The sequence below is a fragment of the Bacillus sp. UNC437CL72CviS29 genome (assembly GCF_000482345.1).
GTDB classification, from domain to species: Bacteria; Bacillota; Bacilli; order Bacillales; family Bacillaceae_G; genus Bacillus_A; species Bacillus_A arachidis.
This window is the reverse complement of record NZ_AXVB01000003.1, coordinates 1-23294: the sequence shown is the minus strand read 5'-3', so window position 1 is coordinate 23294 and position 23294 is coordinate 1. Positions and strand designations below refer to the sequence as shown.

30 protein-coding genes are annotated in these 23294 nt (G+C 35.7%); 10 read left to right on the top strand and 20 right to left on the bottom strand.

Annotated elements, in window-relative coordinates; all coding sequences use genetic code 11:
* Positions 1-157: 157 nt before the first annotated feature.
* The gene (rpsT, locus tag M014_RS0100150; RefSeq protein WP_001274013.1) at positions 158-415 is read left to right on the top strand and encodes a 30S ribosomal protein S20; all 258 of its coding nucleotides are present in this window, start codon (positions 158-160) and stop codon (positions 413-415) included.
* Positions 416-740: 325 nt separating this feature from the next.
* Here rpsT and holA read toward each other — a convergent pair whose 3' ends face one another.
* Entirely contained in the window at positions 741-1754 is a 1014-nt protein-coding gene (holA, locus tag M014_RS0100145) for a DNA polymerase III subunit delta (protein WP_026589872.1), read from the bottom strand.
* A 493-nt stretch (positions 1755-2247) separates the two neighbouring features.
* Between holA and M014_RS27645 the strand changes: the two genes are divergently transcribed.
* On the top strand, positions 2248-2382 hold the full coding sequence (locus tag M014_RS27645; RefSeq protein ID WP_001001652.1) for a YqzM family protein: 135 nt from the start codon (positions 2248-2250) through the stop codon (positions 2380-2382).
* Positions 2383-2425: 43 nt separating this feature from the next.
* Here M014_RS27645 and M014_RS0100135 read toward each other — a convergent pair whose 3' ends face one another.
* From M014_RS0100135 to M014_RS0100125, 3 genes are all read right to left on the bottom strand, one after another.
* A complete protein-coding gene (locus tag M014_RS0100135) occupies positions 2426-4738 on the bottom strand; it encodes a DNA internalization-related competence protein ComEC/Rec2 (protein WP_026589871.1) in 2313 nt (770 codons plus the stop codon).
* Between the two features lie 174 nt (positions 4739-4912).
* Entirely contained in the window at positions 4913-5470 is a 558-nt protein-coding gene (locus tag M014_RS0100130; RefSeq protein ID WP_026589870.1) for a ComE operon protein 2, read from the bottom strand.
* 61 nt (positions 5471-5531) lie between these two features.
* A complete protein-coding gene (locus tag M014_RS0100125) occupies positions 5532-6128 on the bottom strand; it encodes a helix-hairpin-helix domain-containing protein (RefSeq protein WP_026589869.1) in 597 nt (198 codons plus the stop codon).
* Between the two features lie 82 nt (positions 6129-6210).
* Here M014_RS0100125 and comER point away from each other — a divergent pair, with 82 nt between their 5' ends.
* A complete protein-coding gene (gene comER / locus M014_RS0100120) occupies positions 6211-7038 on the top strand; it encodes a late competence protein ComER (protein ID WP_026589868.1) in 828 nt (275 codons plus the stop codon).
* A gap of 170 nt (positions 7039-7208) precedes the next feature.
* Here the strand turns inward: comER and M014_RS0100115 are convergent, their stop codons facing one another.
* The 8 genes from M014_RS0100115 to M014_RS0100080 form a co-directional block, all read right to left on the bottom strand.
* Complete coding sequence (locus M014_RS0100115) at positions 7209-7958, bottom strand: methyltransferase domain-containing protein (RefSeq protein ID WP_026589867.1); 750 nt, start codon at positions 7956-7958, stop codon at positions 7209-7211.
* The gene (gene rsfS / locus M014_RS0100110) at positions 7955-8311 is read right to left on the bottom strand and encodes a ribosome silencing factor (protein WP_026589866.1); all 357 of its coding nucleotides are present in this window, start codon (positions 8309-8311) and stop codon (positions 7955-7957) included. The genes M014_RS0100115 and rsfS overlap by 4 nt, the downstream gene beginning before the upstream one ends.
* Entirely contained in the window at positions 8308-8877 is a 570-nt protein-coding gene (gene yqeK, locus M014_RS0100105) for a bis(5'-nucleosyl)-tetraphosphatase (symmetrical) YqeK (RefSeq protein WP_026589865.1), read from the bottom strand. Before yqeK ends, rsfS begins: the two co-directional genes overlap by 4 nt.
* Positions 8867-9436, bottom strand: coding sequence for a nicotinate-nucleotide adenylyltransferase (locus tag M014_RS0100100; RefSeq protein WP_026589864.1), 570 nt, complete (start codon positions 9434-9436; stop codon positions 8867-8869). The genes yqeK and M014_RS0100100 overlap by 11 nt, the downstream gene beginning before the upstream one ends.
* A 160-nt stretch (positions 9437-9596) precedes the next feature.
* Positions 9597-9890, bottom strand: coding sequence for a ribosome assembly RNA-binding protein YhbY (yhbY, locus tag M014_RS0100095; RefSeq protein ID WP_026589863.1), 294 nt, complete (start codon positions 9888-9890; stop codon positions 9597-9599).
* Between the two features lie 4 nt (positions 9891-9894).
* Positions 9895-10728, bottom strand: a complete 834-nt coding sequence (gene aroE, locus M014_RS0100090) for a shikimate dehydrogenase (RefSeq protein ID WP_026589862.1) — start codon at positions 10726-10728, stop codon at positions 9895-9897.
* Positions 10729-10743: 15 nt separating this feature from the next.
* Positions 10744-11850 (bottom strand): ribosome biogenesis GTPase YqeH, encoded by a 1107-nt coding sequence (yqeH, locus tag M014_RS0100085; RefSeq protein ID WP_026589861.1) that lies wholly within the window; start codon positions 11848-11850, stop codon positions 10744-10746.
* Positions 11851-11853: 3 nt separating this feature from the next.
* Complete coding sequence (locus tag M014_RS0100080; protein WP_026589860.1) at positions 11854-12366, bottom strand: YqeG family HAD IIIA-type phosphatase; 513 nt, start codon at positions 12364-12366, stop codon at positions 11854-11856.
* A gap of 244 nt (positions 12367-12610) precedes the next feature.
* Here M014_RS0100080 and M014_RS0100075 point away from each other — a divergent pair, with 244 nt between their 5' ends.
* Positions 12611-12766 (top strand): sporulation histidine kinase inhibitor Sda, encoded by a 156-nt coding sequence (locus M014_RS0100075; protein WP_026589859.1) that lies wholly within the window; start codon positions 12611-12613, stop codon positions 12764-12766.
* A 148-nt stretch (positions 12767-12914) separates the two neighbouring features.
* Here the strand turns inward: M014_RS0100075 and M014_RS0100070 are convergent, their stop codons facing one another.
* From M014_RS0100070 to rpmG, 3 genes are all read right to left on the bottom strand, one after another.
* Positions 12915-13712: a phosphatidylserine decarboxylase gene (locus tag M014_RS0100070; protein ID WP_026589858.1), complete on the bottom strand. Its 798-nt coding sequence runs from the start codon at positions 13710-13712 to the stop codon at positions 12915-12917.
* Positions 13713-14019: 307 nt separating this feature from the next.
* Positions 14020-14733 carry an RNA polymerase sporulation sigma factor SigK gene (gene sigK, locus M014_RS0100065; protein ID WP_026589857.1) on the bottom strand — a complete coding sequence of 238 codons (714 nt, stop codon included), beginning with the start codon at positions 14731-14733 and terminating at the stop codon, positions 14020-14022.
* A gap of 236 nt (positions 14734-14969) precedes the next feature.
* A complete protein-coding gene (gene rpmG, locus M014_RS0100060) occupies positions 14970-15119 on the bottom strand; it encodes a 50S ribosomal protein L33 (protein ID WP_001265619.1) in 150 nt (49 codons plus the stop codon).
* Positions 15120-15499: 380 nt separating this feature from the next.
* Here rpmG and M014_RS0100055 point away from each other — a divergent pair, with 380 nt between their 5' ends.
* Positions 15500-16150 carry a GTP pyrophosphokinase gene (locus M014_RS0100055; protein ID WP_026589856.1) on the top strand — a complete coding sequence of 217 codons (651 nt, stop codon included), beginning with the start codon at positions 15500-15502 and terminating at the stop codon, positions 16148-16150.
* A 35-nt stretch (positions 16151-16185) separates the two neighbouring features.
* Here the strand turns inward: M014_RS0100055 and M014_RS0100050 are convergent, their stop codons facing one another.
* Together M014_RS0100050 and M014_RS0100045 are read right to left on the bottom strand one after the other, a co-directional pair.
* A complete protein-coding gene (locus M014_RS0100050) occupies positions 16186-16665 on the bottom strand; it encodes a hypothetical protein (protein WP_026589855.1) in 480 nt (159 codons plus the stop codon).
* Between the two features lie 56 nt (positions 16666-16721).
* The gene (locus tag M014_RS0100045; RefSeq protein ID WP_026589854.1) at positions 16722-18107 is read right to left on the bottom strand and encodes an alkaline phosphatase; all 1386 of its coding nucleotides are present in this window, start codon (positions 18105-18107) and stop codon (positions 16722-16724) included.
* A gap of 285 nt (positions 18108-18392) precedes the next feature.
* On the opposite strand from M014_RS0100045, the gene M014_RS0100040 reads away from it, so the two are divergent.
* Together M014_RS0100040 and M014_RS0100035 are read left to right on the top strand one after the other, a co-directional pair.
* Entirely contained in the window at positions 18393-19232 is an 840-nt protein-coding gene (locus M014_RS0100040) for a GNAT family N-acetyltransferase (RefSeq protein WP_026589853.1), read from the top strand.
* A 24-nt stretch (positions 19233-19256) separates the two neighbouring features.
* Positions 19257-20132, top strand: coding sequence for an alpha/beta fold hydrolase (locus M014_RS0100035; RefSeq protein WP_372440519.1), 876 nt, complete (start codon positions 19257-19259; stop codon positions 20130-20132).
* Positions 20133-20170: 38 nt separating this feature from the next.
* Here M014_RS0100035 and M014_RS0100030 read toward each other — a convergent pair whose 3' ends face one another.
* From M014_RS0100030 to M014_RS0100020, 3 genes are all read right to left on the bottom strand, one after another.
* Positions 20171-20671, bottom strand: coding sequence for a DoxX family protein (locus tag M014_RS0100030; protein WP_026589851.1), 501 nt, complete (start codon positions 20669-20671; stop codon positions 20171-20173).
* Positions 20672-20929: 258 nt separating this feature from the next.
* Positions 20930-21481 (bottom strand): delta-aminolevulinic acid dehydratase, encoded by a 552-nt coding sequence (locus tag M014_RS0100025; RefSeq protein WP_035414319.1) that lies wholly within the window; start codon positions 21479-21481, stop codon positions 20930-20932.
* Positions 21482-22057: a histidine phosphatase family protein gene (locus tag M014_RS0100020; protein WP_026589849.1), complete on the bottom strand. Its 576-nt coding sequence runs from the start codon at positions 22055-22057 to the stop codon at positions 21482-21484.
* Positions 22058-22249: 192 nt separating this feature from the next.
* Here M014_RS0100020 and M014_RS0100015 point away from each other — a divergent pair, with 192 nt between their 5' ends.
* The 3 genes from M014_RS0100015 to M014_RS0100005 form a co-directional block, all read left to right on the top strand.
* Positions 22250-22588, top strand: coding sequence for a hypothetical protein (locus M014_RS0100015; RefSeq protein WP_026589848.1), 339 nt, complete (start codon positions 22250-22252; stop codon positions 22586-22588).
* A gap of 182 nt (positions 22589-22770) precedes the next feature.
* Positions 22771-22893: a DUF4023 family protein gene (locus M014_RS0100010; protein ID WP_026589847.1), complete on the top strand. Its 123-nt coding sequence runs from the start codon at positions 22771-22773 to the stop codon at positions 22891-22893.
* An 83-nt stretch (positions 22894-22976) separates the two neighbouring features.
* Positions 22977-23294 (top strand): helix-turn-helix domain-containing protein (locus M014_RS0100005; RefSeq protein ID WP_026589846.1); only part of this gene is annotated, 318 nt, incomplete at its 3' end.

The window sequence follows — 23294 nt, the reverse complement described above, 5'->3', positions numbered from 1 at the left end:
AAATATAGTTAGATTCCCCAAAATTATATAAGGTCATTCTTTCCTTTACATGAAATTTCATTGATCTCGCTATTGCAATTCTCTTCTTCGTTTGATAGAATATCACTTGTTCTATGTAAGTATCGAGTCACTCGATCGCACCAGGGAGGTGAAAAGTATGGCAAACATTAAATCTGCTATCAAACGCGCTAAACTTAGCGAAGAGCGTCGTGCACATAACGCTTCTATCAAATCTGACATGCGTACAGCTGTTAAAACTGTAGAAGCTTTAGTTACTAATAACGATCTTGAAAATGCTAAAGAAGCTTTCAAAACTGCTTCTAAAAAACTTGACAAAGCAGCTCGTAAAGGTCTTATCCACCAAAACGCTGCAGCTCGTCAAAAGTCTCGCTTAGCGAAACAAGTAAACGCGTAAGGCGTTTAAAAACGATCCATTCGGGTCGTTTTTTTATATACAAAAAAAGTTCACGCAGCAAACGGCATGAACTTTTTTATTTTATCCAGCTACAGCAACTAGAAACTCCAGCCATTTCACACTCTCGGTCGAAGCCAAAAGCGCTTCTCAGTCGAGTGCTCCAATGCCTTACGCTTCTTGGCAAGCTGCCTCCGCTTTTATTTTATCCAGCTACGGCAACTAGAAACTCCAGCCATTTCACACTCTCGGTCGAAGCCAAAAGCGCTTCTCAGTCGAGCGCTCCAATGCCTTACGCTTCTTAGCAAGCTGCCTTCGCTTTTATTTTTTATCCAATATGATTTAAACGCATTAAGAAAAACTCTAAGACAAGTTTCTTATCCATTTTCCCCGTTTTCATACTATAATCAGCTTCAGCTAATTCTAAAATAACCTTTTTTAATTCTTCAAACGAGAAAAGTTTCGTTTGATTCATCGCCAACTTTACTCGGTATGGATGAACACCAATATGCGAAGCAATTTGATTTTGTCCGTATCCGCGTTGCTGCAATTCTTTTACTTGGTATAGCAAACGAAATTGACTTACTAATAATGCCAATAATTTAATCGGTTCCTCTTGCTGCGTAAATAATCCATCTAAAATTTGCATAGCCCCAGCAATATCTTTTTTCACTACCTTTTCTGTTAACGCAAACACATTTTGTTCAACCGATTTTGGTACAAGTTCTGCCACAAGTCCTGTTGTAATTTCTCCTCCCATACCAACATAAAGGGTCAACTTGTCCATTTCCTTTGCTAACATCGTTACATTGCTTCCTACAAGCTCTAACAGCAAACCAACAGCTGTTTCCTCAATATGTACATGCACTTCATCCGCACGAGCCACAATCCATTTACGAACGTCCTGCACTTGCATCGCATTGGCTTCTACCACATCTGCAGTTTTCTTTAATAATTTTGTGATTTTTTTCCGCTCATCTAATTTTTCATAGGGGGCCACAAATACAACAAGCGAAAATGGAGATGGTTCTGCAATATACTCCTCTAAAATCTTTATATTTTGTTCTAATTTCTCTTTTTGTGAAGTTAAAAACAACGGGGATTTAATTAGTAATATTTTACGTTCTCCAAAAAAAGGAAGCGTCCGTGCATCTTCTACTACATCTTCTAAATACGCTTCTTCTAAGTCATACGTTACAACATTAAATTCACGATCTTCTTCAGCTAGCGATTCATTCGTTATAAGCTTTATTGTTTCATTTATAAAATAAGCTTCCGTTCCATATATTAAATACAGCGGCGCAAACTGTTTCTTTTTAATCTTCTTATGTATATCACTCATATTTTTTCCTACTCCCTAACTTGGCAATATATCTATATACTAATGCGGTATCTTTTGTTTTACAAGTACAAAGGAACAGGCTTAAGGCCCGTCCCTTTATCTATATAAAACGCCACGCAATAAGTCCCGGGATTCTTATTGGTGTGCGGTAACCGCTTTACTATTATTATTCGCAACTGCCTGATAAGTATAATTGTTAACTGTTAACATGCATGGAAATCAAATTCCCGCCTTTTACTCACATAAGATTCAACACTTACCTCTACTCATATCTTCTCTATTTCTTTCGCTATTTGCGAGTAAAACCCTCACTCAAAATTTAACGAAAGAAAAGAAGTTAGATACAGGATCAAACGCTCAATTAGTTAAGAGAGATAATGACTAAGGGCGAAAGTATCACTGATTAAAACCTCCCTTTATCTTCATATGGAAATTGTAGATTTTTTTCTGACAATATTTTATACTAAAATGGAATGTTGGGGAGGGATTCTAAATGAATGAATTTGAGCAAAACGTTCAAAGTAAACGCAATGACGCTATTGATTCAGGGGTAGGTTTTATCGTCTCATTTGGTTTTTTCGCAACACTTTTCATTATCGCAACAATTATTAAATTTATTGGTTCTTAAAGGCTGCTACTTGCAGCCTTCTTTTTTCACTTCATCTTTTCTATCATTCATCATATGTCATTTTACTTTGAAACGTTCCCTTTTCACCTTCAAAAACATAGGAAATAGCTCCTTGCTTGTCCGTTCGCCATATTTCAATATCCATTTCTAACAAACGTTCTAACACTTGCTGATGCGGATGACCATATCGATTATGTTCTCCAGCGGAAACAATTGCTTTACGGGGCTGGATGAGTTGCAAAAAAGATGATGAGGTTGATGTCTTACTACCGTGATGCCCAACCTTTAAAATATCAGCTCGCAATTCTGGGTACTGTTCTACAATTCGACGCTCGCCCTTCTCTTCTAGATCTCCAGTAAACAGCCATGCAAGTTCACCTATCTTTGCCCATAACACAATTGAAGAATCGTTATCCCCATTTTCTCTGCCCTCTGGAGATAACACAACAAATTCCGCTTCATCTATTTGCCACCTATCCCCTTCTCCCACGATGTTCGTTCGTATATTCTTTTGTTTTGCCATATGCTTCAATTCTTTTTCTAACACCGTATCCTCTAGCTTCCTTCCAAACACAATTTCTTCTACAGTAATAGATGATACTACTTCTTCTGCCGCTCCCATATGATCTGTATCACCATGTGTCACAATCAACTTATCAATTTTTCGAATACCTTCTTTTTGTAAAAATGGGAGAAGAATATCATGTCCAACAGAAAACTCATGTTTTTTCTTCTGCCACACTTCTTTTTTTACAGGAATCGTCCCTCCTGTATCAACGAGATAAATTCCCTTGTCATATGGAAGACGAATCAAAATTGCATCCCCTTGTCCAACATCAATAAAAGTCACACTTCCGCTAGCACGGAAATAAGGCGAAACATAATGAAAAATACACATAGAGAGGAAAATTCCGGCGACTAGGAACAAATAACGTTTTTTGGCCGCTTTTTCCCAGACAACAAATATACCAATAATACTAAAACAATATAAAACCATAAGAAATAGAGGTGTTTGTCCAAAAGTAAGACGAAGAAGCGGGAGGGTTTCACAATATTGAAGAATCTCATTCGAAAGCGTTAAACAGACTGATAATCCGTGCGCCATCCATGTCGATATAAAAGGAACAAATAACATACAAAGAAACATAACGATGCTACATGGTAACACAATACAAGATAAAAACGGGACATATATAAGATTGAGGAAAATACTGTATGGGGAAAAATAACCAAAATGATATAACAAAATAGGAATACTAGCAAGTTGTGAAATCAATGAAAGATAGATTGTATTTTGAATTAGACCGTTATCCTGTTTTAATAAACGATTCGTTGAAAGCAATAGCGCAAAACTACCAACAAACGAAAATTGAAATCCAATATCAAAAGCCATATAAGGATCATATAAAAACATCAATATAGCCGTCATACTAAGTGCATCTAAACTCGTAACACGGATAGAATGCATGAGTGCTAGCAACAACATAACACCCGTTACAGAAGCTCTCACGACAGATGGAGATGCCCCAGCTAAAAACATATAAAGGGGAATACAAACAATGAGACATATTGTTGTCATTTCCCTAGTTATTCCAATCCTAAGCAAAACAAAGTAGCCAATTGCCGTTAACAGCACAATATGCGACCCCGAAATCGCCAATAAGTGAATAAGGCCAAACTGTTGGTATTGTTCTTCTACTTCAAATGTCATCTGTTGCCGATCACCAAACAACAACGCATTCATAAATGCTCCAGGTTGCCCAGGAAACATTTCTGTAACTATCGACACTGCGTTTTGGCGTAATAAAAAAAACCACTGTGTGAACGTCAAAGATTTTTGGGTACAATTCGAAATCTCTTTTGCTTCAAATAAAAAATGAATCTTTTGCTTATACAAATAGTCACGATAGTCAAATCCATGAAAATTCCTTGCTTCTGATGGTACTTTCATTTCTCCTTTAAATGTACAACTCATACCCGCATGTAATTGCTCCAACTGTTCTTTTTGTTTAGCTGACTGAATTTTGTAAAATAATTGCAACGTATCCCTCTCATTGACCTCTATTTGAAAAGAAAGCCGATCACCATTTATAAGAGGTGTCGTTTGAATTACACCATCTGTCATTTCAAATTCTAACCCTTTTGAAGGCTGATTTTCCAGTTCCATATATGAGGTATAGAGGAAACCACATAAACCTGCCAGTATACAAAAAATGAGGACTTGGTGCGAAGTACGATATATACAGAATAAAATATAACAACCAAACACACTAACAGACAACAACTGAAACGAGGAACAGGAAATTGCAATCCCCATAGCAAACGAGATTGCAACATAGCTCCATTGTCCACGCAACTTATACTCACCCCTTATAGTGGGTGTTCGAAAAGGCCGGTAAAGATGACTATTACATTTCTTCACCTGCACCGCCAGTCCGGTACTCATGTAGTCCCACCTACACTCCGCACTCTCCTAGCTTCCGTGCCTCGAACCACCAGCCTCTCTTTATCCTCCTTTTTGAACACACATCTATATGATCTCTTTTGCTTTAGCGAATACTTGTTGTAATTCATTCATTGTTAAATCATCTTTTTCTAAAGATGAAAACAGTTCTTTTAATTGTACATTACGCTTTTGTTGCTCTATTGATGTAATATCATATTCTAGTGGAACATGTTTCACTTTCACATTTGCTTGCTCAAACAATTCTATAGCGTAAGGGTGATTTTTATAATCTTGTGCATAATAAACAGCTGTAATACCACTTTGAATAATGGCTTTACAACATTGTAAACAAGGAAAGTGCGTGACATACATCTCCGCATCTTCTGTTTTCGCACCAAATTTCGCACATTGCAACAGTGCATTCATTTCAGCATGAATTGTACGAACACAGTGATTATCAATGACGTAACATCCATCATCTATACAATGCACACCACCCTTGATTGAACCGTTATATCCGCCCGCGATAATTCTCTTATCACGGACAATTGTCGCTCCTACCGCAAGCCTTGTACATGTGCTACGCAGTGATAACAAGTGACTTTGCGTCATAAAATATTGATCCCAAGAAATTCGTTCCATATGTTCACCTACTTTTTCATCTACTTGTAGTGTAGCGAAAGAAGAAAAAGTTCGTCAATCCTTACGGAATAATTATTTTATTTTTTATTTTTTCAAGAGACTTCTCTCCGATACCATCTACCTCCAGTAAATCTTCTATTTTTTGAAACGGGCCATGTTCTTCTCGATATTTCATAATATTTTCTGCTTTTCGAGGTCCAATTCCCGTTATTTTTTCGAGTTGCTCTTTTGATGCAACATTAATTTGAACTTTCTCCTCCTGCCCTGAAGGTAGATTGGCTCCCTGAACCTGCTCTCCTTTTTTTGGGACATAAAGTAGCATTTGATCTTGCATACGCTGTGCTAAATTTACTTTTGCACGATCCGCTTCAGGTAAAAAACCACCTGCTTTTTCAATCCCATCTTTTACACGTGCATCCATCTCTACCTCATATACCCCTTCACGGTGCACTGCTCCTTTTATATCAATCATCATTGTTTTTTTCTTTTCTTTTGAATCTGCTAATTTCAATTTTCCTTTTTTCTCTTCACTCTTTATATTTGTGTCAATTTTCACAGCCGATTGCATAGCTTGCTGCTTCGTCTGCCACATAAAAAGGATACCTACAACACCAACAACTCCTAATAAAGCGAGCCACTTCTTTTGAAAATTCCGCATGATTTTAATACCTCCAATTCATAAATTCACAACATGGTTCATATTGTTTAGGAGAAAGATGTTACGAAGGAGGGATGAAACATTGAACATAGGAATTATAGGGACAGGAAACATGGGGAATATACTGATCGATGCATTTTTAGAAACCCATGCTGTCAAACCTTCGTGCCTTACTATTATTAATCGTACGCCTGCCAAAGCATATCATACAAAAGAGAAGTATCCTTCTGTTCATATAGCAAAGACTGTGGAAGAGGTAATTGAACGCTCTCAACTTATTTTTATTTGTGTTAAACCTTTAGACATTTATCCAATTTTAAAAAAACATGCTGACTACTTTACTGATGAAAAATGTTTAATTTCTATTACAAGCCCCATATCAGCAGATCAAGTAGAAAAGGTTGTATCTTGTAACGTCGCACGTATTATTCCGAGCATCACAAACCGAGCGTTCTCTGGCGCCTCACTATTTACATTCGGCAAAAACTGTTCGAAGGAATGGAAACAAAAGTTACTTCGCCTATTTGAAAATATTTCCACACCTATTGTAATTGAAGAAGGTATTACACGGGTTTCATCTGATATCGCAAGCTGCGGGCCTGCATTTTTCAGCTACTTACTACAATGTTTCATTGATGCTGCTGTAGATAAAACAAATATTACCAATGAAGAAGCAACTATTTTAGCAAGTGAAATGATTATCGGGATGGGGAAACTACTAGAGAAAAAAGTTTTCACATTACCAACTCTGCAAGAAAAGGTATGTGTAAAAGGCGGCGTTACAGGAGAGGGTATTCGGGTTTTAGAGGCTCATGTCGGAAATATGTTCCATAAATTATTCGAGCGAACACACGAAAAATATGATGAAGATTTAGAAGGCGTTGAACAACAATTTAAGAAGCACACGTAAATAATACGCCGCAATGATACAAAACCCTCTAAAAAACGATGATCTTTTCTCATCCTATTTTTTATCAAACTTTTATTTTTATATTTTCTAGGTATTACTTTTCTACTTTTCTATAAATAAAATATCATATTCTAAACAAGACAAAAGCAACCTAATCGGTTGCTTTTGTTTTATCTATTCTTTTTCACCATAAAAAAGATACGTTCCGTTTGTTCAGTTACTTCTATTCGTTCAAAATCACCTGTTACACGAAGGGTTGTAAATCCAGCTTCTTCAAGCCATTTTGTTACTAATTCAACTGAATAAGCACGTTGCATATGGCATTCATCAAAGCGATGATATACACCTTCCTCTGGATCCTGTACAAAAAATGACAAGTCATGTTCTACACTATCTGATTCTTCATCAAGGAAGCAGTTCCAAATAAGAGCTATCTCTTCCCCATTAACTGTGTACGTTTCATTTTGAAATACATGATGAATTTTATATAAAGAGTGTATATCAAATAAGAACAAACCATCTTGGCGCAAGTGATGATATACGCGTCTGAAAGTCTCTTGTATCCCTTCTTCTTCCAGTACATAATTCAATGAATCACAAAAGATTGTAATACAATCAAATTCACCTGGAACATCCAGCTCTCTCATATCTTGTTGATAAAAAGGAATAAAAAATCCTTCTCCTCCAAGTTTTTGTTGTGCAACTGTTAACATTTCTTCTGAAAGATCGACACCAATCACGTCATAACCTTTTCGCACAAGCGGAAGTGTTACATTCCCAGTCCCGCATGCTACATCGAGAATCTTCGCCTCTTTCATACCTGCCTGCTGTAAGCTTTCTTCTGTGAATTCTACCCATTTATCATATGGAACATCATTCATAAGTTCATCATACAACAAAGCAAATTGCTCGTACCTCATTGACCTAACTCTTCTGTAATATCTTCACGTGGTACATCGCCCCATAGGCGCTCTAAATTATAATGATCACGCTCATCTTTATGGAATACATGTGCAACTACATCGCCAAGGTCCACTAAAACCCAACGTGCTTCATCAAAACCTTCCATGCGTTGTACGTCGATTTGAAACTCATGTGCCTTCGCTTTAATTTCACGTGCAATTGCTTGTACCTGCTTATCTGAATTTCCGTGACAAATAATAAAATAATCTGCAATTGGTGAAATACCTTGCATGTTTAGTACAACCATATCTTCTGCTCTTTTATCATCAGCTGCTTTTGCTGCTAACACTAATAACTCTTTATCTTTCATTCCGTAATTTCCTCCTTGATAACTGCGTTGTATGTTTGAAATGTTAACGGATAGATCGTTTGATCTTTTTCCATTAAAAATTGAATTGTGCGCTTTAATGCAAATAATAAGGCTTTATTTATATCTTCTCCTGCTAACTTCCGCGCTTCTTCCACACCTGGAAATTTGCGGCCTGGTTCAATATAATCCGCCACATAAATAACTTTATCAAGCATTGTCATCTTTTCATGACCACTTGTATGATATGTAATAGCTTGCAGGATTTCTGGATCCGTAATGCCGACTTCTTTTTCTACTAAGTATGCCCCAACTGGCGCATGCCATAACTCTTTGTTGTAGTGAAGTAAATCTTTTGGCAACTCTTCCTGCTTAATAATATCTTCCATTTCTTGAATCGGTCTACATTTTGCATAATCATGAAATATAGCAGCCATTTCCGCTTTTTTCTCATCCACACCATATAACTTAGCAAGTTTAATTGCCGTTTCCATCACACCAATTGTATGTATATAGCGCTTTTCATGCATTTGTTGTTTTACAATCTTAAGTGCTTTCTCACGATTCATACAACCCATTCCTCTCGATATATACGTGTACTTGTTCTGGAAGCAAATATTTACACGTTTTCTTCTCCTTATATCTCTTTCGTAATAAGGAGGAAGAAACCGCAAATTCCGGAATCTCTACTGTAACGATTTCATAAGGTGTATGTAATGTATATCCCGGTCTTGCAACTCCAACAAAGGTTACAAGCTGCAGTAATTTCTCAATGTTATACCATTTGGGCAAATACTCAACCATATCTCCGCCAATAATAAAATAAAACTCTACATCCGGATGCTTCTTTGTTAATTGTAACATAGTGTCATATGTATAGGATGGGCCCTCTCTTTTTAGCTCTTCTAAACAAACCGAGAAATACTCCTCTTTCCCAATTGCTAACTCTAGCATGTTTAATCGATTTTCCACACTTGTAATATTACGACCCTGTTTATGAGGTGGAATTTGATTCGGCAAAAACCATACTTCATCAAGAGCGAGTGTATCATACACCTCATTTGCAATTAACAAATGTCCATAATGAGGCGGATCAAACGTACCGCCAATGATTCCGATCTTTTTCAAAGGAAACGCCTCCTTTAGTTCACAAGCAGTAATCTTTCCGAAACAACATGAGGAAAGATTACTGCCCGTAAAAGTTCAATTGGTCTAAACCCTATTAACAAGAACAAATCCCGAACATAGCGGGCATAAACTATGGAAACGACCTACACCATTCTAATTACTATTGTGGAAGTTTGATTTGTTTATTTTCTCTTGATTCTTTATATAAAACAATTGTGCTTCCAATTACTTGGACGATTTCTGCTCTCGCACCTTTAGATAGTTCTTCTGCAACTTCACGACGGTCAAATTCACAGTTTTGTAGTACGCTCACTTTAAATAACTCACGAGCTTCTAATGCATCTGCAATTTGTTTTACCATATTTTCATTTACGCCGCCTTTTCCCACTTGAAAAATCGGTGTTAAATGATGTGCTTTTGCACGTAAAAATCTTTTTTGTTTTCCTGTTAACATATAGTTAGCCTCCAAGCTTTCTCATTACTAATTGTTTCATTCTTTCGATATTTGGCATACGTCCTGTCCACATTTCAAATGCAAGTGCCCCTTGATAAACAAACATATCAATTCCATTTTGTACGATTGCTCCTTTTGCCTTCGCCTCTTGCAGAAGCTTTGTCTCAAATGGATTATAAATAATATCCGAAACAATCGTCCCTGGTTTCAAGGATTGAATTTGCAGTGGTGTATTTTGGACATGTGGATGCATACCTATTGTTGTCGTATGAATGATAATATCATAATTGTTTTGTTTTTCTGTTGCTTGCTCCAACGATAGTGCATACGACAGAATTCCCTCTTTACATCCAGCAATTAACTGCTCTGCTTTCTCTATTGTTCGATTAGCAATATCGATTTCTTTTACACCTGCATCTACAAGTGAAAAATAAATACCACGACATGCCCCACCAGCACCAAGTAATAAAATACGCTTTTGATAAAGTGGCTCTTTACTAATTGATTGTAAAGAACGAACATAACCAATTCCGTCTGTATTATAACCAATTAATTTTCCATCTCTATGAACTACCGTATTCACAGCACCAATTTGCATTGCTAACGGATCAATTTCATCTAAGTATTTCATAATCGAGACTTTGTGTGGAGTCGTTACATTAAATCCCGAAACTCCTAATGCCTTTAATCCTTTCACTGCTTCCCCTAGCGTCTCTTCTTCAACAAGAAAAGCATGGTAATGGGCATCTATACTTAAATGCTCAAATGCATCGTTATGCATCAGCGGTGATAATGAATGTCCAATTGGATTTCCGATCACACCATATAATTGTTTCATAAATTCCTCTCCATATTAAATTAAAGATTTACGTAATGAAACACTAACTCCTTTTGGTACATGAGCAACAATCTTTGCCCCAGGCTCATTTACAGTAACCCATCCTAAGCCAGAGAATACAACATCTGTTTTTGGCTCACGAATATTAAATTCGTATTTCACAAACTCAGGCATATTTTCTAGTTCCTCTGGGGTTGGTGGATTTAATAATTCCCCTGCATGTTTTTCATACAATTCATCTGCTTTTTCAAGCTTTGTACGATGAATCGTTAAGCGATTTGAGAAATGGCAAGTGAATGCACGACGACCGCCACTCACGTAATCAAAGCGTGCTAATCCACCAAAGAATAACGTTTGTTCTTCGTTTAATTGGAATACCATCGGCTTAATTTCTTTTGTCGGTGTAATCAGCTTTAAGCTTTGTTTTCCAACATAATGTGCCATTTGATGATGATTAATAATACCTGGTGTATCATATAAAGACGATGTTTCATCTAGCGGAATATCAATCAAATCAAGCGTTGTTCCTGGGAAATGAGACGTTGTAATCACATTCTCAGTTTCTTCACTGAATTCCTTAATCATACGATTAATAAATGTAGATTTACCAACGTTCGTACATCCAACAACATATACATCTTTACCATCACGGTACTCTTCAATTGCCTCAGCTAGTTCACGAATACCTTGTCCCTTTGCTGCACTAATTAAAAAGACATCTTCTGGTTTTAAGCCAAGTTGTTTTGCACTATAGCGCATCCAATGTCTCAGTTTATCGTGTTTCACTGATTTTGGAATTAAATCCGCTTTATTTCCAACAAGCAATACTTTGTTGTTCCCTACAAAACGATGTAAACCTGGTAACCAGCTACCATTGAAGTCAAAAATATCTACAATTTTAACAACAAGCGCATCTGACTGACCAATTCCATTTAAAATACGCAAAAAGTCATCGTCTGTTAACGACACATCTTGAATTTCATTATAATTCTTTAAACGAAAACAACGCTGACAAATCACTTGTTCTTTTTCTAAAGATGAAGCTGGTGCATATCCTACTTCATTTTTATTTTCTGTTTGAATTTCTACACCGCAACCAATACATTTAATTCTTTCAGTCAAACTTTATTCCTCCCAGTTAATCAAGCCTTTTTTCTTCATATTTCTCATAATTCTTCGTTCAATCTTTCGATTAAAGCGCGTTACTAATCCATCTGTTTGCGCTACTGGTACAACTAAAATCGTATGAAGACCAACACGATTTCCACCCAGTACATCTGTTAGCAATTGATCTCCAATTACTACTACCTCATCAGCAGTTAAATTCATTTCTCGTATTGCACGTTTAAAAGCACGAACAAGCGGTTTACGTGCACTATGGATAAAAGGAATACCAAGTGGATCAGCGAAATCCTTTACACGTTGCTCATTGTTATTCGAAACAACCGTTACTTGAATGCCCTGTTCTTTCATTTTTAAAAACCACTGTTCAAGCTTAGGCGTTGCATTCGGACGATCCCATTCAATTAAAGTATTATCTAAGTCAGTAATAATACCTTTAATTCCGCGTTTCTTTAAATCTTCTGGTTGAATATGATATACGTTTTTTACGTATTCATTTGGTAAAAACAATTTCAATTTCTTTCACCTCTTTGAGGAGTTTTCATAAAATTTTTCGACAACATTTTTCGATATCGAGCTTGTGGATAACATTGTACACATTTTCCACATTATTTTTTCAGTCAATTAAGAAATTATTAACATTTCATACACATCTTATCCACGGTGTTATGTGGATAAACAGCCGTTTGTGACTGTCATATTTTTTTGGTACATTAGATGCAACAAAGAACCTATCCTTAATTATCGGAGGTGGCTCACCTTGAAAATGAAACATATGGAACAGTTATCTACTGAGTTACTCACTGAGTCTTATTATAAAGCAAAAGAACTAAAATTAAATCCTGACTTCATTTTACTTATAAAACAAGAAATCATTCGGCGATCATTAGAGGACAAGCTTGCCAAATCGTCTTGAGTACATATAGATGACTACTTCACCTGTAAAAAGAGCCATCTTGAAGATGGCTCTTTTATAAAATGAAACTTCCATCCAGAGGAACTTTTCACCCTGCACATAAGCTCATCTAACTTCTTCGTGCCCTTATAAGTTCGTGATAAAACTTTTACTGTACGTTACCATTAGATAAGCGAGTTGCAATTTTTTCACCAAGGAGAAGTTCTTGGCCACTCGTTAACGTTGAAACAACTTCAACCATTCCTTTTTCAAACAGTAACACGACTGTAGAACCAAATGTAAAGTATGCCATCTCTTCACCTTTTTGAACAGTGTTTCTTTCATGAAGAAGCTCAATACTATTTACAAACATCGCTCCTACTTTTACAAGTGACATATGCTGACCTGCACTATCAACCTCTGTAACAGAACGATAATTCTTTGACAATGGCTCTTTTCCATACTTCATCCCTGCTGCGTTGACTGGATATGATTTTCTTCCAAGTACAAATCGCTCTGTCACAGTACCTGTGAGAGGACTATGAATACGATGATAATGACTTGGACTTAAATAAATAACCATATATGTACCGCCAGCATAGCGGCTTGCTCTCTCTTCATTACCTAGCATGTCCACAATTGAATAACGCTTGCCTTTAATATCAAATGTTTTCGTTTCTTCGATAGGTCCATAATCAGCAAATACTCCATCAACAGGACTAACAATACTTGATGGTGCCGCATCAATTTCTCGCTTTCCTTCTTGTAACTTACGTGTAAATAATTCATGCAGCGTCTTATATTCCTTTAAATCTTTTTCCATCTCATCTTGATTCAATTGAAACACTTTCGCATAAGAGGAAATAATAATGGAACTTAAACGAGACTGTGCAAATTTACGTAGTATATAAGAAGTAAAACGTCCATTTGTAAGTTCGATCATAAGTCGATATAATTTACGTCGCAAACCGCGAAACCTCCTAATAATTCTTCATGTAACAATTAAGTTTAGCTTTCCCTTCTTTTCTTTCTATATCATACAGTAGAACTCCTGAAAATAGTTTTTATATTCAATTATCGTAAACAAAGCTGATGATAAAAAAGAAAAGGTATGTACTATTTCATTCTTAAATTCGTTAGCACCTTTTAATATTACAGATAGAACCCATCATTTTCAACAGTGAACGTATATTTCTTCTTAGAGTTTCTTGTTTTATTCCCTTTTCATTAAAAGAATAACGGCTGCGTTTCAACCGCAGCCGTTTCATGCATCTTTATGCTTTTCCTTTTTTCTCCTTTTCTGCCCGCACAAATTCATGAAACATTTTCATCAGTGCCCGCTTCTCAATCCGTGACACGTAACTTCTTGAAATCCCTAGTGCTTTCGCAATTTCTCGCTGTGTTTTTTCTTTATCCAATCCAAGCCCAAAGCGCTTCACAATGACTTCTTTTTCGCGCTCATCTAAAATATCGATATACTCTTTAATTTTTTCTAATTCCATACTAAGCTGAATCATATCAATGACATCTTCAGACTCAGATTTCAAAATATCGATAAGTGATATTTCATTTCCTTCCTTGTCCTGTCCAATCGGGTCATGAAGTGAAACGTCTTTTTTGGTTTTCTTTAGTACACGCAAATGCATTAAAATTTCGTTTTCAATGCAACGAGCCGCATATGTCGCCAACTTCGTCCCTTTCCCTGCTGAATAACTTTCAATTGCTTTAATAAGCCCAATCGTTCCGATAGAAATTAAATCTTCCGCATCTTCACCTGTGTTTTCAAATTTCTTAACAATATGAGCCACAAGCCGTAAATTATGTTCAATTAACAAATTTCTCGCATGAGCATCACCTTGTTCCATCAGCTCTAAGTACTTTTTTTCATCATCTGATGACAGTGGTTGTGGAAATGCATTGTTTTTAACATAAGAAACAAATATAAACACTTCGCGAATCATGTATCCAATTGCGGCGAACAGACTCAAACTCTTCACCTCCGCAAAAATAATGGTCTTTACTATATGTATGTGGGCGGGTGGTTGTTTGTGTCTGTACCTACTTAAGAATAGCGATGCATAAAAAAATTCTTGTGACATAGCCACAAGAACTTTTAAAAACTTATCCTATGTACTCCAAATCACCTCTCCAGTATGTGCATCAGTATAGCGAATTCCTCGTCCCATGGAAGAAATAAAAAAACAGCTAGATTTCTCTAGCCGCTTTACTTCGTTTCACGATGCAACGTCACTCGCTTTAAACGTGGACAGTATTTTTTTAGTTCAATACGTTCCGGATTATTTCGCTTATTTTTCTTCGTAATATAATTACGATCACCGCATTCTGTACAAGCTAATGTAATATTCACGCGCATATGTAGGCCTCCTTTTCTTAAAAAATCACAACTAAAACGTAATCATTACGATTTATATAATAAATGCTATTATTCTTTTTGTCAATTTCCCTATTATAAACTCTATCCAAATGATTTGTTGAAATCATTCTAAAAAGACAAAAAACTGAAACAATTAGTTCATACGAAATTCACATCAATCTATTATTATTAGAGCTGTACATAATCAATTTACTAACAATCCATTTTATTGATATATGAAATTTAATTAGAAAGGAGATACAGAAATGAAAGCCAAATACCGTTTTATGATCTCATCATTTGCTGCATGTGCTTATATGATCTGGTATTTAGTATAAATAAGCAACCTTATTTGCAAATATGAAAAGGTGTGTATATAAATGAAATATAATCAATCAACCGTTAACTATTGGAAGGCATTTGTATTACCTTATACATTCGCTTTAGAAGAGTTGAAAACAAAATTCGAAATTATGAACCGGGAAGCTCAATTTCTAGAGGACTATAACCCGTTTGAACATATAAAAACAAGATTAAAACAACCTGACAGCATCGTTAAAAAACTCGAGCGCAAAAATTTAGCACCAACTATCGAAAACGCGCAAACGCATTTGCAAGACATTATCGGCATCCGGATTACATGTTGCTTTGTGGAAGATATTTATCACTTAAAGCAAGTCATTGAAAATCGTGAAGATATGGAAATTGTAGAAGTAAAGGACTACATCGATAATCCAAAATCCAATGGCTATAAAAGTTTGCATATGATTATTAAATATCCATTAGCGTTAAATTCTGGTACAAAAGAGGTATTTGCAGAAATTCAATTGCGTACACTCGCAATGGACTTTTGGGCAAGTTTAGAGCATAAACTCTACTATAAATATGAAGGGAATATTCCCGATTATTTAAAAGATGAACTTCACGATGCTGCCATGAAAGCAGAAGAACTAGATAATAAAATGGCGACCATTCGCCAAGATATCGATGAGATTGAAGCATGTTCAAGTCAAATTTTACTCCCATTATAAAGAAAGGTTCTCCTCATATGAGAACCTTTCTTTCTTTATGTCTTTTCTATCGTCCGAACTTCTTCAATTCTCCAATGTTCTTCTTCTTTCCCAAGTGCATACTGTACCTTTTTCTGAAAAGATCTTCCACCATCTATTTCTTTCTCCGCTGTTTCAACAACAACATAATCCCTCTTGAAGTTTTTCACCTGCACATCATTCAACTCAATTTTCTTATTTTCTCTTTGAAATGCAGCTGCCTTTTGTGTTCGTAAGTCTTCAGCACCAACTATTTTGTCCGAAAACAGAGCCATATGTTGATCGAATTTTTTTTCGTTTGTCGTCTGTACAAACGCCTCTATTACATTATGAATTTCTTTTTCTTCTTCTGGTGTTACATGTATCTTCGTTTCTTTTTGTACCATTACTCCTTTCTTCTCTCCATCTATTTTCTTCATTTCCTGCTCTGATTGACATCCCATTAACAATAGTCCCACTATACTAACAAATCCTATTTTCTTAGTGAAATTTCGCATTCAATATTCCTCCCAAAAAGAAAAAGCAAGGCAAAACGCCTCGCTTTACTCCATAACTATTGTCTGCCTTTATTAGGGTCACCGCCACCAACAATATCGAAGACACGTTTTGCTATGTTTGTATTTTCTTGAACGCCTGTGAATAGATATTTACCTGGTCCAAATGCATATACATTCACGTCTTCCCCAGTATGTCCACCTGTTGTCCAGCCTGTAAATGAACGTTTATTGAAGATTTCCTCAATCGCATTATCAATTTTTGTTACATCTTTTGATGACGCAATATCATTCACAGCTTTAATTTCTTCTGGTGTTAATTGTAAATCAATGTATGTTTTCAACGTTTCTTCTACATTTGCACCTTTTGCAATTTCATTTGCCATAAAGTCCGGTGTACGTTTTGCCGCTTTAATTGCATTTGCATCAAAGTTATATTCACCATTTACACCAAGAGAGAACCCACCTGTAGAATGATCAGCTGTTGCAATAACTAATGTATGTTTATCTTTCTTCGCAAATTCAATCGCTGCTTTAAATGCTTTCTCAAAGTCTTCCATTTCACTCATCGCACCAACAACGTCGTTATCATGTCCAGCCCAGTCAATTTGGCTACCTTCTACCATTAAGAAGAAACCTTTATCGTTTTTATTTAAACGATTGATTGCTGCATTTGTCATTTCTTCTAACGAAGGTGCTTTTTCATTACGATCAATCATTTTATCTAAGCCACCTGGTGCGAACAAGCCAAGAATTTGATCACTTTTATCATTCAATAATTGCTCACGATCTGTTACATAACTATAACCTGACTTCTTAAATTCTTCTGTAAGATTACGATCTTTTCTTACAAAGTTATTTACACCACCACCAAGAAGAACATCTACCTTGTGTTTCCCGTTAATTTTCTCATCGAAGTAATCATTTGCAATTGCATCCATATTTTTACGGCTAATATCATGCGCTCCAAAAGCAGCTGGCGTTGCATGTGTAATTTCAGAAGTGGCAACTAAACCTGTTGATTTCCCTTGCGCCTTTGCTTGTTCAAGTACTGTTTTTACTTCTGCCTTATCATTATCCACCGCAATTGCTGCATTGTATGTTTTTACACCTGCCGACATTGCTGTTGCAGCTGATGCAGAATCTGTAATATTTTGATGCTCATCTTCTGGATATGTTTTTTGTGTTCCTACAAGATGTTTATCAAATTCTGTTGACTCCATTTCAAATGTTTTTGGATTATCTTTCATATAACGATGGGCAGTCATATACGAAGGTCCCATGCCATCTCCAATTAAAACAATTACATTTTTAATTTTTGTATCACCTGCTTTTCCATCCGCTTTAATTACATCTGAACGTGTTACGCCCCACGTTACAGCTGAAGTAAGTGCTAACGATGTCACAACCGCAAATGGCCATGCTTTCTTCATAAACTTTTTCACTTTTCATGTCCCCCTAATAGGTTATTAGTTATTAAGTTCCCAATACCCAATTTAAAGGAAGACTATTAAGGAAAAGTTAGCTTCATGTAAACATTTTGTTAAGTTGTGTAAATTTTCGTTCTAATTTGTATATCTTTGTCTTATATTATCTAGTTTGGTCACCTTTACAAAAAAGAAAGGTGATCATGTGTATTTTTCAATACTTTACATTCTCTCTATTTATAATTGAATATTTATTTTTCATGATAAAATATTTCTACTAGATTAGAAATGTGGTGATTCAATATGCAAATACAAAAGCTAAACGACTCAAGTATTCCACAGCTCATTTCTCTTTGCGAAGCTGTTGAATGGTTACAACCCCGATTATTTATGCAAAAACAATTTAAAATGTACCTATCTATCGGAAATTTATTTGGCTATACACATCATGAAAAACTAATTGCTACTTGTGGGGTATTCCCTTCTGAATCTGGATTTTCTTCTATCGGTATGCTAATGGTTCATCCCGATTTTCAAAAACAAGGGCTTGGTCGTACTTTACTCGATATTTGCATGCAGCAAACATCCGCTTCCCTTCCTGTTATGCTCATTGCAACAGATGCTGGTATACCTTTGTACCAAACATGCGGCTTTACGACCGTTACAACAATCCATCGCTTTGAAAAATTTGTTACGAACACACCTACGAACCACTCCCATTTAAAGCAGATTGAGCCATATGATCTTAACTCTCTCATTAAGCTTGATCAAACCGTGACAGGGGCGCATCGTCCAAAGCTCTATTCGATATTACTATCTAGAGCAACACTCGCATTCAAAATTGAAAAAAAACATAGAATCGAAGCTTTTGCACTGTGTATACAAAAAGGAAATACACTCTGCATTACCCCTCTTATAGCTAAGCGTGATGAAGATGCAATCCAATTATTACAATCCATTTGCATGAGCTGGAATGGAACAGTCCGTATAGATGTTCCACACTCACAATTCACATTTCGAGCACACTTGGAATCGAAAGAGTTTCAAGAAACACTTCTTTCGCCGCTTATGATAAAAAATGGAAGTCACCCATCTGGAAATCGCGACCATTTATTTGCTATGATGGATACAGCGTTATGTTAGAAAGGGGACACCTGCTTGAAACGAATGAAGTGTTATATGGTAAGTTGCCTTGCTATTACATTATTAGTGGGTTGCAATGCAGCAGACAAGCCAGTAGAAGCAGTAAAACAAGTTAAAAATACAATTGAAACAAAGCTAACAACAGATGAAAAAATGGTCGAGATAGACGGGCAAACTATTTACTTTAAACAAATTGGGGAAAAGAAACCACCATTACTTATGCTTCATGGGTTTGGCGGTTCATCCAATGGCTTTAGCGATATTTATTCAGACTTAGCAAAAGATCATACAATTATCTCCGTTGATGTTTTAGGATTTGGCCATTCTTCTAAACCAATGGATTTTCCATACTCTTTTCCTAATCACGCCAACCTTTATTATAAGTTAATGAAAAAACTAGGATATGATACTTTTGCAGTACTAGGTCACTCTATGGGCGGGGAAATTTCCCTTAATTTAACATATTTATATCCAAGTGCAGTTACCCATCTCATTTTAACGGATGCTACAGGGGCTATATCATTAACAAATAGAAATGCTTCACCTAAACCACAGTTATCCACTGATTTGAATACTGTATCTTCTATTACGGATTATGATGAAAGCAAAGTGAAATTTAAACGCGATGATACAGAACATTATAACCAAATGAAAATGTGGCCAAGGCGACTTAAGATTAATGCTAGTGAAATCAAACTTCCGACTTTAATTATTTGGGGCAGAAATGATAGTAGTGTATCATGGAAAGAAGGCGAATCTTATCATCAGTTTTTAAAAAACAGCACCTTCCATATTATTGAAAAGGGTTATCATGCCCCATTCCGCCAAGAACCGAAAGAATTTATAGGCTATGTAAAAGAATTCTTTGAAAAGAATCCAATCGAAACAACAAAGCAATAAAAATGGGTATCTCATCTTTGAGATACCCGTTTCATATGTTAAGCAGCTTGCTTCTGTCTTTTTTGCCTTTTTGATCCTAGTAATTTAGGTACAATCCAACCATCCACTCCAAGTTTTCCAGCATTCATGCCAGCAACTAAAACGAACATAGATAAAATAACCATTTGTGGATTTACACCTAGAGACCCACTAAACATATAGGAAAAGTTCATTACAAGGCCAAAAAAGACAGCTGTTTTCGTTAAACAACCTACAATTAAACCTATTCCAACTAGAATTTCTCCCCACATTACAAGCGTGTTAAACATATCAACATTCGGAATTGCGAAGTCTTGCAAGAATGACGCCCACCAAGATTGTACGGCTGGTTGTGCTCCTTTTGACTTTTCAATAGCCCCCTGTAAATAACCTGTCGCATCAAATCCTTTCCCTTGTAACTTTCCGATTCCAGCCATCAACCATGTGTACCCCAGATAAACACGGATAACTGCTAATACAAAAGAAACTGCTTTGTTTTCTCTTAAAAATTGAATAACCATACTCTCCTCCTCAAGATGTAATTAAGTTAGTTACAGGTAATATAATAACATTAGTTACTTATTTTTTAAATATTAATTATGAATAATTTGTGAAGATTACACGAAATGTTAAAAACTAACATTTATATAGTTACTTTTATTCTCCTGTAAAAACTTGAAAATATCATACCATAATTGATAATGATTTTCATTATTTTTCACAAAGAAACTATGCGGTAAATGTGAAACGTGCTTATCCAATATTCGGATAAGTACGTTTCATTCTCTATATAATTCAAATGTCAAAGTCTCATCATCTAATAATTTCGCATCTTGAAATGCATCATCTATTGTTTTTTGATGATTAATAAGCCCGTAAAATAAACGTATTGTAAACATAAGTGCTGCATTTCCATCCACATAATCTGTTGAGCCTATATAAACTTTTACACCACTATTTAAAAATGCTGTTGCAAGTTTTGGATCTCCTAAAGTACACCCGCTATTGATAATATACTTGTTATGCAATTTTGCATATTGTTTAATTTCAGCTACACCAAAGTTCCCTCTTGGTTCATCTTCTTCATATATATCTTCCCCTAATTCCCCCATTACAAATTCGCCTTCTTCACCATGAAAGCAAAAAATAATATAATCCATATCTTCATACAAACTTTTCCCCGAAAGAACATCCATCAAATCTTGCGGTCGACCAATCCAATATGTAATAACTCTTGCTCCAAAATACTCAAGCGTCGCTCGAAGCGATTGTGCTTCTAAATCTGAATTATCGCCAACTACTAATGCAATATTCAAATAAAAAACCTCCATTCATACGTTTATTTCATACACACCTGTTTCTTCTAAAAAATCCTCTCTTGTTAATCTCTGCTTTTGTAAATATTGTCTATATGCTGTAATTGTTCCATCATGGGAAACGATGCAGATCCTTGCAACCTTTAATGTATAACACCAATTGATAAATTCATCTGCTCTATTCTGAAATTCCTTCTCTGAAATCGTATTTATTCCCTGATTCCATAACATATCGTTTGTACTTTCTCTTAAAGAAAAACTAGGAAATAACTCTTGGATTACCTTTGTACTTAACAACCTGTCACATGGTAATGTTCTTGCTCCTTCACGATAAGGAAAAATATGCGGGGAAATATACGGATGTGTTATTTTGCGGCAAACTACTTGTGAGCTCCATATCGCTGCAGTTTGTAATGTTCGAAGCGTAGGGCTTGCGATTAATACATCATTTTCTTGTAGTGGTAAACTGCTTTGAAGTAACAATGCTTGTTTTTCGCCTTCTTCTGTTAAAGGTGGATTTTCTAATTGCAAGCTCATAGGTAAATCTTTTGTATGTTTCCCTTCACCATGTCTTATGAAAATAAGTTTCATAGTTTTATCTCTCCTACTACTAAATGAATATGTATATTTTTTGCTACACTCTCTACTCTTCCATATCTTTTTCTCAATTCCTTCTCCCTTACCTGTAAAAAATCTTTGACATATAACTTGGAAATTATTATGATAATATATGTAAAAAACCTTTTACAACACTTATTTTTAATAAGGAGGAACTTACCAATTATGAATTGGGTAATCTATTTTATTGGAATGATAATATGGGGATACATAAATGGCTTCTTTACAAGCGATAAAGCTTCTACACCTTGGATGAAAGACGATGAACGCGAGACGAAAATTAAACAGAAAGCTATTTCAGCAAGTTGGTCCGCCGTTTTTATGTTTTGTATCATTAGTCTCTTTAATAAACTATTAGGCCTAAGTGGCGGAGGCAAATCTCCTTATTTACCAGATCCTTTAGCAACAATTTTAAAAGAGAATGTAGAATTACAAGTTTTACTCATCCTTTTCCTAATGTACGGAATGTATTATTTATATTATCGAAAAAAAATGAGTGCTTGAATATACGAAAATTAGCGTGATACAAAACGAAGTCTTTCTTACTCGATTTATCTCTAATTCAACCGAGTCAATTATTTTTAAATACAGAAAAAACCATACAACCTTTTAATTTTCAACTTATGATTCCTTCCTAAATGGATATAGTAAAAAAGATAAAACGAAACCTACGGGAGGATTCATTAATGAACAACTCAAACGATTTTTTAGATACAATACACGAAAAACAAGCAAAAGACGAGCAGAATAGAAAGCGTCAAGGGAATGGAAAGCCTGGAAAAAAGAAACCAAACAAAACACATAAATAATTGTGAAAAAGCCACCTAAAAGTATCTTTGAACTGCACCCCAATTATTAGACATAGTCTAACAATTGGAGGTGCAGTTTTTTTATGACAAAATTTACGAAGGATTCAAGGTTAAAGCTCGTTCAAGGATTTAATCCAAAAACAATTTCTCAAGCAAAATATGCAAAACAGATGCATATTACAAAGGCGCAATTTCAATACTGGTTGCGCTTATACGAACTCCATGGAGAAGAAGGTTTACACGAGGTCTATACAAATTACACCGTAGAGTTTAAACTAAACGTACTAAATTTTATGGCTCAATCGGGTATATCGTTAATGGATACAGCGGCTATATTCATGATTCCTTCTTTTACAACGGTTTATCAATGGAAGAAGCAATTTGAATTAGGTGGCTTAGAT

Coding starts and splice junctions, on each gene's coding strand:
- rpsT (WP_001274013.1), top strand. CDS start 158: ATGGCAAACATTAAATCTGCTATCAAACGCGCTAAACTTAGCGAAGAG.
- holA (WP_026589872.1), bottom strand. CDS start 1,754: ATGAGTGATATACATAAGAAGATTAAAAAGAAACAGTTTGCGCCGCTG.
- M014_RS27645 (WP_001001652.1), top strand. CDS start 2,248: ATGAATGAATTTGAGCAAAACGTTCAAAGTAAACGCAATGACGCTATT.
- M014_RS0100130 (WP_026589870.1), bottom strand. CDS start 5,470: ATGGAACGAATTTCTTGGGATCAATATTTTATGACGCAAAGTCACTTG.
- M014_RS0100125 (WP_026589869.1), bottom strand. CDS start 6,128: ATGCGGAATTTTCAAAAGAAGTGGCTCGCTTTATTAGGAGTTGTTGGT.
- M014_RS0100115 (WP_026589867.1), bottom strand. CDS start 7,958: ATGAGGTACGAGCAATTTGCTTTGTTGTATGATGAACTTATGAATGAT.
- rsfS (WP_026589866.1), bottom strand. CDS start 8,311: ATGAAAGATAAAGAGTTATTAGTGTTAGCAGCAAAAGCAGCTGATGAT.
- yqeK (WP_026589865.1), bottom strand. CDS start 8,877: ATGAATCGTGAGAAAGCACTTAAGATTGTAAAACAACAAATGCATGAA.
- yhbY (WP_026589863.1), bottom strand. CDS start 9,890: ATGTTAACAGGAAAACAAAAAAGATTTTTACGTGCAAAAGCACATCAT.
- aroE (WP_026589862.1), bottom strand. CDS start 10,728: ATGAAACAATTATATGGTGTGATCGGAAATCCAATTGGACATTCATTA.
- rpmG (WP_001265619.1), bottom strand. CDS start 15,119: ATGCGCGTGAATATTACATTAGCTTGTACAGAATGCGGTGATCGTAAT.
- M014_RS0100055 (WP_026589856.1), top strand. CDS start 15,500: ATGAAATATAATCAATCAACCGTTAACTATTGGAAGGCATTTGTATTA.
- M014_RS0100050 (WP_026589855.1), bottom strand. CDS start 16,665: ATGCGAAATTTCACTAAGAAAATAGGATTTGTTAGTATAGTGGGACTA.
- M014_RS0100040 (WP_026589853.1), top strand. CDS start 18,393: ATGCAAATACAAAAGCTAAACGACTCAAGTATTCCACAGCTCATTTCT.
- M014_RS0100035 (WP_372440519.1), top strand. CDS start 19,257: ATGAAGTGTTATATGGTAAGTTGCCTTGCTATTACATTATTAGTGGGT.
- M014_RS0100030 (WP_026589851.1), bottom strand. CDS start 20,671: ATGGTTATTCAATTTTTAAGAGAAAACAAAGCAGTTTCTTTTGTATTA.
- M014_RS0100025 (WP_035414319.1), bottom strand. CDS start 21,481: ATGGAGGTTTTTTATTTGAATATTGCATTAGTAGTTGGCGATAATTCA.
- M014_RS0100020 (WP_026589849.1), bottom strand. CDS start 22,057: ATGAAACTTATTTTCATAAGACATGGTGAAGGGAAACATACAAAAGAT.
- M014_RS0100015 (WP_026589848.1), top strand. CDS start 22,250: ATGAATTGGGTAATCTATTTTATTGGAATGATAATATGGGGATACATA.
- M014_RS0100010 (WP_026589847.1), top strand. CDS start 22,771: ATGAACAACTCAAACGATTTTTTAGATACAATACACGAAAAACAAGCA.